Here is a 12,481-nt window from a genome sequence, read left to right as displayed (position 1 = left end):
TGTCCGTGGATTTTTTCGTCGCCTGAACGACTTCCTTACCAATCCGGAACCTGACGGACAGGTCTCGAACGGATAACTCCCGGGTACCGTAGGGGCCATGAACGGCCGCAGCGACTCGACCGCCGAGCCTCGCAGCACGGCCCGCGGGAACGGAATCCTGCTGCTCGGAGCCGTATTGCTCCTGGCTGCGACCGCCGCGGTGGTGCTCGTGGTCAGCGACGATGCCCGATGGTTGCGGCTGGGCGTGGTCGCGGCCCTGTGGGCGGCGCTGGTCGGCGCCTTCGCCGCCGCGCGCTACCGGAAGCAGGCAGGCGAGCGGGCCCAGCGCGCCGAGGAGCTGCACCGGGTCTACGAGCTGGAGCTGGAGTGCGAGGTCGCGGCGCGACGCGAGTACGAGCTGGAGGTCGAGGCCAAGACCAGGGAGCGGATCGAGCAGGAGTCGCGCAGCGATCTGGACGAGCTGCGCAACGAGCTGCGCGCGCTGCGGGAGAACCTGGAAGCGCTGCTGGGTGGTGAGGTGCTGGTCGAACGAGTGGCTTTACGCGCCGAATCGACCCGCATGCGCTCACTGCCCGACCAGTCCCGCCGACTGGCCATCTCCGATCGGTCCGACCGGGTCATCGCCTCCGCCGAGGAGCGCTTCCGCAAGATCACCGCGGGCACGGTCGAGCCGGTCCGCGCCCAGGCGACCCGCCAGGAGGAGAGCACCCAGCTCATCCCGGCCGTGCGCGCCGACCGCAAGGAACCCCAGCAGGACGTGCGCGCCGACGCCGCCCGCACCGCGTTCGTGTCCAAGGAGGCCGTGCGCGCCGAGGCGCAGCGCCGGGAGACCCGCCCGGCCGCGCCGCAGCGCCAGCACGTGCCGCCGCGCAAGCAGACCACCCCCGAACCCAGCCGCCCGGACGTGCAGCGGGACCGGGACCGGCAGCAGCCGCGCCGGGAGCCCGAGCGCCGGGAGCCGGAACGCCGGGAGCCGGAACCGGCCTTCGCCGAGACCGCCCGGCTGGCCAGGCAGGCCCAGCCGCAGCCGGTGGTCAAGCAGCAGCCCGCGCAGCGCCCGGAGTTCCGCCGCCCGGAACCGGCCAGCGCCTCGATCGTGGCCGAGCTGGACGGCGGCGCGTCCACCTGGACCGAGACCCCGCCCGCGCGCCCGGCCCGCCCGGAGCCCGCGGTGACCCGAGGCGAGGTGATCGGCAGCGGCCAGGTGCAGCGCCCGGCGCAGCCGTCCCGGCCGGTCGAGCGGCCCGAGGTCTATCCCACTATCGGTGATCGTCACCCCGAGCCGAGTGCACCCGCGGTGATCGACCACACTGAGGTGGTGGCCCGTCGTTACCGCCCCGACCCGGAACCCCACGAGCCCGCCGCGACCCCGTCCTGGGCGTTCGACACCGGCTCTCCCTCAAGTAGTTCCACCCCGTCTTCCTGGCCGGAAGCCGAATCCACCGGCCGCCGCCGCAAGCCGGAATACGAGCCCGAGGAGCCCGCTGGCCCAGGCCGCAGGCGCAAGCCGGAGTTCGAGTTCGAGGAAGCCGCCGAGCCAGCGGGCCGCCGCCGCAAACCCGAACCGGAACCCGAGCCCGAGGCCCCTGGCGGCGGTCGCCGCCGCAAGCCGGAAAGCTCCTGGGACGCCCTGGGCGGCTGGAACCCGGAACTCTCCGACGACGCCAGCCGCTCCCGGCTGGACCCGGACACCGGCGCGCACGGCGGTGGCGGCAAGTCGGTCAGCGAGTTGCTGGCCGCCCACGGCAACACCGAGCCCCCGCGCCGTCGTCGTCGTAAAGACGACTAGGGGTTACTTGTCCACGTCGCCGACGATTACGGCGAAGGACCCCAGTACCGCGGGCAGTGCTGCCACCGGTGTGCCCGGCAGCAGGGCGGCCAGGGCCTGGATGTTGTTGAACGACGGGGTGCGCAGCTTGAGTCGCCATGGTGTTTTCTCGCCGCGGGAGCTGAGGTGCACGCCGGAGACGCCCAGGGGCGCCTCGCCCCAGGTGTAGACCGAGCCTTCGGGGGCCTTGACCGCCTTGGGCAGGCGCAGGTTCACCGGGCCGGGGGGCAGGCTGGTCAGGCACTGGCGGGCCAGTCGCAGGGACTGTTCGACCTCGCCCGCCAGGCAGCGGACCCTGGCCAGGGCGTCGCCCGCGGTGTCCAGCACCGGGGTCACCGCCAGTTCGGGGTAGGCCAGGGTGGGGGAGTCCCGGCGCAGGTCGAAGTCGAGGCCGCTGGCCCGGCCGGCCGGGCCGGTGACGCCGAGGGCCATCGCGTCAGCGGTGCTGAGCACGCCGATTCCCTGGTACGCGGCCACGAACCCGGCTGAGTCCACAGTGGACATGATCGCGGTCAGCGATTCGTCCACAGTGGACAGTGCGGTGGCGGTCTGGCCGGTCCAGCCGGCCGGCATGTCCTCGCGCAGGCCGCCGATGCGGCTGGCCATGAAGTGGATCCGGCCGCCGGAGGCCGCCTCCATCGCGCCCTGGATCGCCTGCGTGCCTGCCTGGGCGGCACTGGTCGCGCTGGTGGACTCGCCTTCGGCCGAGCGGGTCAGCGGGGTCAGGAAGATCAGGTGCGCGAGCAGCCGGTTCAGCTCGCACAGCAGGGTGCGCAGCCACAGCGCGCGGGCCGGGACGTCCATCCCGGTCATCCGCTCCACCGCCTGGGCCACCACCACCTCGTTGCAGAAGGCGGCCAGCCAGTCGTGCCGGTTGGCCAGGGTGAGCACCTGCCGGTAGTCGCGGACCTCGAACAGCTTCTCCGCGCCCCGGTGCAGGTGTCCGACCAGCGGTTCGGCCGCGGTGATCGTGGTGCCGTCCAGGGTGAGCCGCAGCCGGTAGGCCCCGTGTGCGCTGGGGTGCAGCGGGCCGAGGTCGACCACCCGGTCCACCCCGAGGTGGGCCGCGCCCGCGCCGACTCCGACGATCTCCTGCCTGCTCACGCCGGTCATGCTCGCATGAGTTCCGGCGCGGGCGTGCCCGCGGTGCTCTGCAGCAGCCAGTGGAAGCCGCCCAGTCCGGCCGGGTCCAGCAGTTCGTGCGCCCGGCCCGCGGCGGCGGTGGCGCTCAGCCAGCCCGCCGGGTCGGTGGCGGCCAGGCCGGACGGCGGCGCGGTCGCGGTCAGGCCGAGCGCGCGCAGGGCGGCTGACTGCGTGCGCAGCACGGTCGAACCGGCCGCGGCGGCACTCGCGCAGGCGTCCATGGCCACGTGCGCGGTGAGGTCGCAGGAACCGTCCGGCACCGGTCTGGCCTGCCGTCCGGCCCGGTAGCCGGTCAGTGTGCCGTCGCCGGGCCGGTCGCCCGCGAGATGTCCGTAGTCCACCGCCAGCGCCGCCCCGCGCACCCGGGCCAGCGCGGCGGCCCAGGCCGCGTCCCTGGTGGTGCCGACCTCGGCCCGGCTCGCCCCTGGCCACCACCGCCGCAGCCATTCCCGCTCCGCCGTCCCGGCCTCCGGTCCAGGCTCCTCCGCGCCGTGCTCGTCGACCAGCACGCGCCGGATGAGTCCATTGTGGACGGTGACGACCGGGCAGGGGATCGCGTCCAGCCACTCGTGCCCGACCAGCAGGCCGACAATGTGTTCAGGCAACTCGTGAAACCATTGAACTCCAGGTATATCCCGGCTGGGACCCAGGTCCACGGCGGTCACCCGCAGTCGGCTGGACAGCCTCGGCGGAGCCAGTCGGAGCACCGCCTCGGCCAGCTCGCCGCCACCCGCTCCCAGGTCCACGAAGTCCACTGTGGACGGTCGGTCCAGGCCGTGGTCCACCCGGTCCAGCAGCACCAGCAGGGCCTCGGCGAGTTCCGGTCCGACCAGCGGCGCGGTGCGGAAATGCCCGGCCGGACGCTCCCCACGGGTAAAGAACCCCCCATTGGAGTACAACGCATTCCACCAGGCGTCCTGCCAGTCCCGCATGTGCTGACCGTAAAGTCTTGATCGTGACCGCGCCTGAAGCCCCCGTGTCGCCTCGACTCGACCAGTTCGCCCGGCGCCGCCGGGCGGTGATCGGCTCGGTGCTCGGCCTGACCGTGCTGGGGGTGTCCGGCCTGGTGTTGCTGGGTGTGGCCACCGCGCGGGTCGGGTTCGAGGCCGTGCTGGTCGGCGCGCTGGCCGCGCTGCTGCCGGTGATCCCCGTCATCGGCGCCTTCCTGTGGGTGGACCGCTGGGAGCCCGAACCGGCCCGGCTGCTGCTGGCCGCCTTCCTCTGGGGCGCCTGCGGGGCCACCGCGAGCGCGCTGCTGGTCAATGACACCGCCCAGCACCTCGGCGAGATCCTGCTCGGCCACGGCGAGGGCGACCTGATCACCTCGGTGATCTCCGCCCCGCTGGTGGAGGAGGCGGGCAAGGGCCTGTTCGTGGTGGCCCTGCTCTGGCGGCGGCGGCACGAGTTCGACGGGATCGTGGACGGCATCGTCTACTCCGGCATGGTCGCGGCCGGGTTCGCCTTCACCGAGAACATCTTCTACTTCGGCCGCGCCTTCGCCGAGTACGGCCTCGGCGGCATCAGCAGCGGCGTGATCGCGGTGTTCATCCTGCGCGGCGTGCTCTCCCCGTTCGCGCACCCGCTGTTCACCGTGATGCTGGGCATCGGCGCGGGCATCGCCGCCTCCACCGGCAACCGCGCGCTCAAGGTCCTGGCGCCGCTTGTGGGCTTCCTGCTCGCGGTCACCCTGCACGCGCTGTGGAACGGCGCGGCCACCTTCGGCGGCGGGCTGGGCTTCCTCAACATCTACTTCGCCATCATGTTCCCGATCTTCATCGCCACCGTGGCGCTGGTGATCTGGCAGCGCCGCCGCGAGCAGCGGGTGATCACCGGCGAGTTGCCGGAGATGGCCAGCAACGGCTGGATCGCGCCCAGCGAGGTCAAACTGCTGGCCACCCTGCCCGGCCGCCGCTGGTGGCGCAGCGCGGTGCACAAGCGCTCCGGCGAACGCGCTTCCCGGGCGGTGGCCGAGTACCAGGTGGCGGTCACCGAACTCGCCTTCCTGCGGCACCGCATCGGCCCCGGCCCGGCCCCGCGCGAGCTGGCCGACCGCCATTCGGAACTGCTGGTCGCGCTGACCAGGGCCAGGGAGATCGCCAGCGGCTCACCGGGCTGAGCGCGACTGGTCACATTGAGCTGCCGGAGGGCTGGCCCGGGGTTACGGTGCCCAGGTCGTCCGGTACCCGCAGTGGAGCGGGACTGGAACGCCGGAAGAGGACACCATGACCGACCGCCCAGCCCGACTCGCCGTCGGCGTTGTCTCCGCCGGCCGGGTCGGCGCAGTGCTCGGCGCCGCGCTGGCCAGAGCCGGACACCACGTGGTCGCGGCCGCGGCCGTGTCCACCGCCTCCCAGCGCCGGGCCGAGGCGCTGCTGCCGGAGGCGGCCATCCTGCCGCCCGATCAGGTGGCCGAACGCGCCGATCTGGTGCTGCTCGCGGTGCCCGACGACGAACTGCCCGGACTGCTCCGCGGCCTGATCGCGACCGGTTCGCTGCGCGGCGGCCAGATCGTGGCGCACACCTCCGGCGCGCACGGCTCCGCGCTGCTGGCCCCCGCCGCCGACCTGGGTGCGCTGCCGCTGGCCCTGCACCCCGCGATGACCTTCACCGGCCGCCAGGAGGACCTGCAGCGCCTGGTGGCCTGCCCGTTCGGGGTGACCGCGCCCGACGGCGAGGAGATCGCCTGGAACGTGGCCGAGGCGCTGGTGGTGGAGATGGGCGCGGAACCGGTGCGCATCCCCGAATCCGCGAGGGCGCTCTACCACGCCGCGCTCGCGCACGGGGCCAACCACCTCATCACCCTGGTCGCCGAGGCCGCGGACCTGTTGCGCGGGGCCGGAGTGGCCGATCCGGGCCGGTTGCTGGGCCCGTTGCTCTCCGCCGCGCTGGACAACTCGCTGCGCCTAGGCGACCGGGCCCTGACCGGTCCGGTGGCCCGCGGCGATGTCGGTACGATTCGCACGCATCTGGGCGTGCTGCGGGCGGCGGCGCCCGAATCGCTGTCCGCCTATCGGGCGCTGGCCCACCGCACCGCCGAGCGCGCGGTGGCCGCGGGTCTGCTCCGGCCTGGTCAGGCCGAGGCGGTCCACTTCGAACTCGACGAGGAGCAACCATGACCGGGCAACGGCCCTACACGCCCGGCGAGCTGACCGTGCACCACTCGCCGGACGAGCTGGGCAAGGTCACCAGGGCGCTGCGGGCCACCGGCCGCAAGATCAACCTGGTGCCCACCATGGGCGCGCTGCACGAGGGGCACCGCACGCTGATCCGCCGCGCCCGCCGGGTCCCCGGCACGGTGACCGCGGTGTCGATCTTCGTGAACCCGCTGCAGTTCGGCCCGGACGAGGACTTCCACCGCTACCCGCGGCCGCTGGAAACCGATCTGGACGCCTGCCGGGCCGAGGGCGTGGACCTGGTCTTCAACCCCTCGCCGGAGGCCATGTACGGCACCGGCGCGAGCACCACCGTGCACCCGGGTCAGCTGGGCGCGGAGCTGGAGGGCGCGGTGCGGCCCGGCCACTTCGAGGGCGTGCTCACCGTGGTGGCCAAACTGCTCAACATCGTCCGGCCCGACTTCGCCTACTTCGGGGAGAAGGACTACCAGCAGTTCGTGCTGGTCAAGCGGATGGTGACGGATCTGAACCTGGAGAGCGCGATCGTCGGCGTGCCCATCGTGCGCGATGCCGACGGCCTGGCGCTCTCCTCGCGCAACGCCTACCTCAGTGAGGACGAGCGCCGGGCGGCGCTCGCGATCCCGGCGGCGTTGGCGGCGGGTGCGATGGCCGGTCCCGGCGGCCCGGCGGCGATCCTCGCCGCGGCCAGGGCGGTCATCGAAGCCGAGTCCGGGCTGAGCCTGGACTACCTGGAGCTGCGGGCCAGGGATCTGGGCCCCGCACCGGAGAACGGCAAGGCGCGGCTGCTGATCGCGGCCCGCGCCGGGCGGACCCGCCTGCTCGACAACATCCAGCTCGTGGTCGGTCACGGAGTCGACGAGAACGACGACACCTACAACCCGGCCGCTGGGCTCCCTGCTCGGGAACGGTGAACGGGAGGCATCGCCATGTTCCTGACCATGCTCAAGTCCAAGATCCACCGTGCCACGGTGACCCAGGCCGACCTGCACTACGTCGGCTCGGTGACCGTGGACGAGGACCTGATGGACGCGGCCGGTCTGCTGGCCGGCGAGCAGGTCGCCATCGTGGACGTCAGCAACGGCGCCCGGTTGGAGACCTATGTCATCCCCGGCGAGCGCGGTAGCGGCGTGCTCGGCATCAACGGGGCCGCCGCGCACCTGGTGCACCCCGGCGACCTGGTCATCCTCATCGCCTACGGGCTGATGGAGGAGGCGGAGGCCAAGGCGTACAAGCCCAAGGTCGTCTTCGTCGACGCGGAGAACCGCATCGTCGAACTCGGCGGCGACCCGGCGCACGCGCCGGAGGGCTCGGGGCTGTCCAGTGGCGCGGTCACCGCCGAGGCCGACGGCGCGCCGCAGTCGGAGACGGTGGACGCGGCGCGGCTGGACGCGCTGCTCCAGGCCGAAAACTAGAGAGGACAACGCGGGTGCTGCTCGCCATCGACGTCGGCAACACCAACATCGTGCTCGGGCTCTACGAGGGCTCAGGGGACGATGCGAAGCTGGTCCGGGACTGGCGGATGCGCACCGACGCCCGGATGACCGCCGACGAGCTGGCGTTGACCATGCGCGGCCTGCTCGGCGAGCACGCCGGGCAGGTCACCGGCGTCTCCGCGCTCTCGACGGTGCCCTCGGTGCTGCGGGAGCTGCGGGTGATGCTGGGCCGCTACTTCGACTCGGTGCCCAAGGTCATCGTGCAGCCCGGCGTGCGCACCGGGGTGCCGCTGCTGGTGGACAACCCGAAGGAGGTGGGCTCGGACCGGGTGATCAACACCCTGGCCGCGCACCACCTGCACGACACCGCCTGTGTGGTGGTCGACTTCGGCACCTCCACCAACATCGACGTCATCTCGGCCAAGGGCGAGTTCCTCGGCGGCGTGTTCGCCCCCGGCATCGAGATCTCGGTGGACGCGCTGGCCGCCCGCGCCGCCCAGCTGCGCAAGGTCGAGCTGGTCCGCCCGCGCTCGGTGATCGGCAAGAACACGGTGGAATGCCTCCAGTCCGGCATCCTGTACGGCTTCGCCGGGCAGGTCGACGGGCTGGTCCGGCGGATCATCGAGGAGCTGACCGCCGACGGCGAGGAGAAGATCACCGTGATCGCCACCGGCGGCCTGGCCACCCTGGTGCTCGCGGAGTCGGCGACCATCGAGCACCACGTCCCGGACCTGACCCTGCTGGGCCTGCGCCTGGTCTACGAGCGCAACCTGCGCTGAGCTGTATCGATTGGCGTGCTCCGCACGCGGGATTTTTCGCTCTCAGTCGCCTCGTCGTGCATCCGCCGCACGCGAAGCAAGCTTCGGATGCGTCGGACGCACGACAAGGCAACGCGAAAAATCGGTACCCCGCCGCTGGTGAAGGGCCCGCCGTGTCGCTGCGCGCCACGCCTGTTTCGCAACAAGTTGTGGTGGTTGCGTTGGCTACTTGGTGACTACTGCCCTGGAGACTGTGGTTACCAGGGGTAGCTCGAACTCGCCGCCTGCGGTGGCGGGGTTGGTGTCCAGGTAGGCGCGCACCCGGCTGAGTAGGGCCTGCTGTTCGTCCGGGGTGCGGACCAGGGTGGGGGAGTGGGTGCCGACGGTGGCGGTCAGCGAGGCGGCGGTACGGGGCTGTTTGTGGCTGAACTCGCGTAGTTCCTGCTCCTGGAAGTCGGGGTGCGCCGGGATGCTGCGGCCGGCGCGCAGGCTGTAGCGCACGCTCAGCCCGGCGATCTCGGCGAACTCGGCCACCCAGTCCACCCGGTCGTCGTCGAGGTTCCACAGCGCGGCCAGCACCCCGCCGGGATTGAGCACCCTGGCGATCTCCGGCAGGGCCCGGTCCAGGTCGAACCAGTGCAGGGCCTGGCCGACCAGCACCGCGTCCACCCGGTTGTCCGGCAACGGGATGGCCTCGGCCGAACCGGGCAGCGCGACCACCCCGCGCAACCGGCCCACCAGCTCATCGCGCATGGCCGCGTCCGGTTCGACCGCGATCACGTCCAGGCCCGCGCGCAGTAGCGACTCGGTGAGCTTGCCGGTGCCCGCGGCCAGGTCCAGCACCCGCAGCGGGCGGAGGCCGGCCACCGGGGCCAGCGCGAAGGTCACCGCGGCCGCCGGGTAGTCCGGGCGGTGGTCGGCGTAATCGGTCGCGGCGGCGCCGAAGGAACGGGCCCGGCGCGCGTGTTCGGTGGCGAGGCGATCGCTTGGGGTGAAGTCCGGCACAGCGAGAACCTATCCCGTTCGCATTACTCTCCGGGTACTCCGTAACCTGTGTTGCCGTGACAGAGCAGCCGCGGCACCAGCCCGTAACCAGCGACGACGACCTGCCGGAGCAGATGCGCGTCCGGCGCGAAAAGCGGGAGCGGCTGCTGGCCGAGGGCAAGGCGCCCTATCCGGTCGTACTGGACCGCACCCACTCGCTCACCGAGATCCGGGCCGCCTATCCCGATCTTCCGCCGGACACCCCCACCGGGGAAATCGTCGGTGTGACCGGTCGGGTCATGTTCCAGCGGAACACCGGAAAGTTGTGTTTCGCCACTCTCCGCGAGGGTGACGGCGTCGAGCTGCAGGCGATGCTGAGCCTGGACAAGGTGGGCGCGGAAGCGCTGGCCGGGTGGAAGTCCGACGTCGATCTCGGTGATCACGTGTTCGTCCGCGGCGAGGTGGCCACTTCGCGGCGTGGGGAACTGTCGGTCATGGTCACCGAATGGCAACTCGCCGCCAAGACGTTGCGCCCGTTGCCGGTCGCCCACAAGCAGCTCTCCGAAGAGACTCGAGTGCGGCAGCGTTATGTCGACCTGTTGCTCCGACCGGAGGCCAGGGACGCGGTGCGTATCCGCGCCGGTGTGATGCGTTCGCTGCGGGAGTCCTTCCACCGCCGGACTTTCACCGAAGTCGAGACGCCGATGTTGCAGACGCTGCACGGCGGTGCCAGCGCTCGTCCGTTCACCACGCACTCCAATGCGTTCGACATCGACCTTTACCTGCGGATCGCACCCGAGCTGTACCTGAAGCGCTGTGTGGTCGGCGGGATCGAGAAGGTCTTCGAGATCAACCGGAACTTCCGGAACGAAGGTTCGGACTCCTCGCACTCACCAGAGTTCGCGATGCTCGAGGCGTACGAGGCATACGGTTCCTACGACACGATTGGCAAGCTCACCCGGGAGTTGGTGCAGGAAGCCGCGGACGCCGTTTTCGGTAGTCGGACAGTCACCCTCGCGGACGGTTCGGAGTACGACCTGTCCGGCGAGTGGACCACACTGACTATGTACGGCTCACTGTCCGAGGCACTCGGTGAGGAGATCACCCCGGCGACACCGGTTGAGTTGTTGCGCAAGCACCTGGAATCTCGCGGACTGGAAGTTCACCCGGCTGCCGGAGGAGGAAAGTTGGTGGAGGAGCTGTGGGAACACCTCGTTGGTGATCACCTGCACGCACCCACCTTCGTGCGTGACTTCCCGGTCGACACCTCCCCGCTGACCAGGGAACATCGCAGCGAGACCGGCATCGCGGAGAAGTGGGACCTCTACATCCGCGGTTTCGAGCTGGCCACCGGATACTCGGAGTTGGTCGACCCCGTTATCCAGCGGGAACGCCTCGAGGCGCAGGCCCGGCTGGGCTCGGCTGGCGACGTCGAGGCGATGCGTCTCGACGAGGACTTCCTGCGTGCGCTGGAGTACGGAATGCCGCCCAGCGGCGGTATGGGAATGGGTATTGACCGGCTCTTGATGGCGCTCACCGGTCTTGGTATCCGGGAGACGATCCTGTTCCCGCTAGTCCGGCCTGAATGACGTTCACCACTTTGAGACCGTGTGGTGAGTGTTCGTCAAGCTGTTAGTGCGCTAATCTTCCGCGTAGTCTCTACAGACGAACTACACGCCGGGAGCTTCGCCGGCAGCCACTGGGGTTTCAGGAAGGAACAAGCGCATGGCGGAGAGAGTCGTCCGAACCCTGGTCGACGACCTGGACGGTTCGGAAGCGGAAGAGACCGTCGAGTTCGCTGTCGACGGGGTGTCCTACGAGATCGACCTTTCCGGGGACAACGCGACGAAGCTTCGGGACGCGCTCGCGTCCTATGTCGCAGGCGCCCGCCGGACTGGTGGCCGTCGGCGCACGACTTCGGCGCCCGGGCGTTCCGGTGCTGTCGGTGGACGGGCGGCCGGCCGGGTCGCTTCCGCCGATCGCGAGCAGAACCAGGCGATTCGTGAGTGGGCCCGCAAGCGGGGCATGAAGGTTTCCGACCGGGGCCGCATCCCGGCGGACGTGCTGCAGCAGTTCCACCAGGAGAACTGACCGGCACAAAACGGCCACCACTTGGACATTTCAATACGGGACGGGACCCGCCACCGGTTTGTAGCCGTGCGGCGAGTCCCGTTCTGTGCTATATGGCGTGATCACTTACCGGGATCGACGCCGAAAGCCTTCGCCAGGTCGTCCAGCACCACGTGCGCGCCTTGCAGGCTCACCGAGGAGATCCAGGTGGTATCCGAAACTTCATGCACCTGGCCCTTCAGCTGCGCCCACAGCGGATTGGCCTGGAACTTCTCCTTCGCCTTCGCCGAGCCGCCCTTCGGATCCGGGAAGGCGGTCACGAACACCTGGTCGCCATCGGCACGCAGGATGTTCTCCGGGCTCAGCTCCACGAAGATCTGCGCCGCGTTCGGGTCGTTCTGATCCGCTGGCCTGCCCAGTCCGGTGTCCTTGAGCACGATCCCGATGAAGCTGTTCATCGAGTAGGCCCTGGTCGGCCCGTCCACAAAACGGACAACCGAGACAGTCGGCGTCTTGCCAGCCTTGGCCTTGATCGCCGCGCCGAGCTTGGCCGCCCGGTCCTCATATGCCTTGATCTTGGTCTCGGCCAGCGCTTCCTTGCCGAGGGCCTTGCCTGCCAGCCGGATGTTGGCCTTCCAGGTCTTGCCGGTCTCCGCGCTGAACACGGTCGGCTTGCGCGCGGAGAGCACGCCATAGAGGTTCTCGTGCCGGACCTTGGCCGAAAGGATCAGATCCGGCTCGGCCACCAGGACCTGTTCCAGCTTGGTCTGCTCCAGCTCACCCACCGGCTTGGCGTTCCTGGCGTACTTGTCCGCCTCGGCCTTGAGGTAGTCCGGGAACTTCTCCCCGCTGGCCGGGAACAGGGTGTAGGCGGCCAGCTGGGTCTCCAGCGCGAGCACCGCGTCCACGTAGGAGCTGTCCAGCGCGGCCACCTTGACCGGCTGCTTCTCGATGGTGGTCTTGCCCATGGCGTGCTCGACGGTGCGCGGGAACCCGGCGGCCGACTCCCCGGCGGACGTCGGGCCGGTCTGCGGGGTCCCGCCACCGCCGCACGCGCCGACGAGCAGGGCCGTGGCGGCGAGGACGGCGAGCACCCTCGGTGGCCTGGTCATAGCGGTCCTTCCGTTCGGT

At 70.7% G+C, this 12,481-nt stretch carries 12 protein-coding genes; 8 read left to right on the top strand and 4 right to left on the bottom strand.

Translation table 11 applies throughout. The annotated features are described in order from the left end of the window. Positions 1-97: 97 nt before the first annotated feature. Positions 98-1,789 (top strand): DUF6779 domain-containing protein, encoded by a 1,692-nt coding sequence (locus ACTOWY_RS42390; RefSeq protein ID WP_441315238.1) that lies wholly within the window; start codon positions 98-100, stop codon positions 1,787-1,789. A 3-nt stretch (positions 1,790-1,792) separates the two neighbouring features. Here ACTOWY_RS42390 and ACTOWY_RS42385 read toward each other — a convergent pair whose 3' ends face one another. Both ACTOWY_RS42385 and ACTOWY_RS42380 read right to left on the bottom strand, forming a co-directional pair. Next, positions 1,793-2,932 carry an NADH-quinone oxidoreductase subunit D gene (locus tag ACTOWY_RS42385; RefSeq protein WP_441315237.1) on the bottom strand — a complete coding sequence of 380 codons (1,140 nt, stop codon included), beginning with the start codon at positions 2,930-2,932 and terminating at the stop codon, positions 1,793-1,795. Positions 2,933-2,937: 5 nt separating this feature from the next. Then, on the bottom strand, positions 2,938-3,903 hold the full coding sequence (locus tag ACTOWY_RS42380) for an SAM-dependent methyltransferase (RefSeq protein WP_441315236.1): 966 nt from the start codon (positions 3,901-3,903) through the stop codon (positions 2,938-2,940). 23 nt (positions 3,904-3,926) lie between these two features. Here ACTOWY_RS42380 and ACTOWY_RS42375 point away from each other — a divergent pair, with 23 nt between their 5' ends. The 5 genes from ACTOWY_RS42375 to ACTOWY_RS42355 all read left to right on the top strand — a co-directional run bounded on the left by ACTOWY_RS42375 (position 3,927) and on the right by ACTOWY_RS42355 (position 8,317). Continuing rightward, positions 3,927-5,087 carry a PrsW family intramembrane metalloprotease gene (locus tag ACTOWY_RS42375; RefSeq protein WP_441315235.1) on the top strand — a complete coding sequence of 387 codons (1,161 nt, stop codon included), beginning with the start codon at positions 3,927-3,929 and terminating at the stop codon, positions 5,085-5,087. A gap of 106 nt (positions 5,088-5,193) precedes the next feature. After that, entirely contained in the window at positions 5,194-6,087 is an 894-nt protein-coding gene (locus tag ACTOWY_RS42370) for a Rossmann-like and DUF2520 domain-containing protein (protein WP_441315234.1), read from the top strand. After that, complete coding sequence (gene panC, locus ACTOWY_RS42365) at positions 6,084-7,016, top strand: pantoate--beta-alanine ligase (protein ID WP_441315233.1); 933 nt, start codon at positions 6,084-6,086, stop codon at positions 7,014-7,016. Before ACTOWY_RS42370 ends, panC begins: the two co-directional genes overlap by 4 nt. A gap of 15 nt (positions 7,017-7,031) precedes the next feature. Continuing rightward, on the top strand, positions 7,032-7,517 hold the full coding sequence (gene panD / locus ACTOWY_RS42360) for an aspartate 1-decarboxylase (RefSeq protein WP_441315232.1): 486 nt from the start codon (positions 7,032-7,034) through the stop codon (positions 7,515-7,517). Positions 7,518-7,531: 14 nt separating this feature from the next. Then, positions 7,532-8,317 carry a type III pantothenate kinase gene (locus tag ACTOWY_RS42355; protein WP_185001307.1) on the top strand — a complete coding sequence of 262 codons (786 nt, stop codon included), beginning with the start codon at positions 7,532-7,534 and terminating at the stop codon, positions 8,315-8,317. A 204-nt stretch (positions 8,318-8,521) separates the two neighbouring features. Here the strand turns inward: ACTOWY_RS42355 and ACTOWY_RS42350 are convergent, their stop codons facing one another. Then, positions 8,522-9,301: a class I SAM-dependent methyltransferase gene (locus ACTOWY_RS42350; RefSeq protein ID WP_441315231.1), complete on the bottom strand. Its 780-nt coding sequence runs from the start codon at positions 9,299-9,301 to the stop codon at positions 8,522-8,524. A gap of 113 nt (positions 9,302-9,414) precedes the next feature. On the opposite strand from ACTOWY_RS42350, the gene lysS reads away from it, so the two are divergent. After that, entirely contained in the window at positions 9,415-10,869 is a 1,455-nt protein-coding gene (lysS, locus tag ACTOWY_RS42345) for a lysine--tRNA ligase (protein WP_441315251.1), read from the top strand. A 136-nt stretch (positions 10,870-11,005) separates the two neighbouring features. Next, the gene (locus tag ACTOWY_RS42340; protein WP_247761301.1) at positions 11,006-11,371 is read left to right on the top strand and encodes a histone-like nucleoid-structuring protein Lsr2; all 366 of its coding nucleotides are present in this window, start codon (positions 11,006-11,008) and stop codon (positions 11,369-11,371) included. Between the two features lie 101 nt (positions 11,372-11,472). On the opposite strand, the gene ACTOWY_RS42335 is transcribed toward ACTOWY_RS42340, so the two are convergent. Continuing rightward, positions 11,473-12,462 (bottom strand): ABC transporter substrate-binding protein, encoded by a 990-nt coding sequence (locus ACTOWY_RS42335; RefSeq protein ID WP_441315230.1) that lies wholly within the window; start codon positions 12,460-12,462, stop codon positions 11,473-11,475. Positions 12,463-12,481 lie beyond the last annotated feature (19 nt).

It is taken from the genome of Crossiella sp. CA198 (genome assembly GCF_052078295.1).
Classification (GTDB): Bacteria; Actinomycetota; Actinomycetes; order Mycobacteriales; family Pseudonocardiaceae; genus Crossiella.
This window is presented reverse-complemented; position numbering and strand designations above follow the sequence as displayed.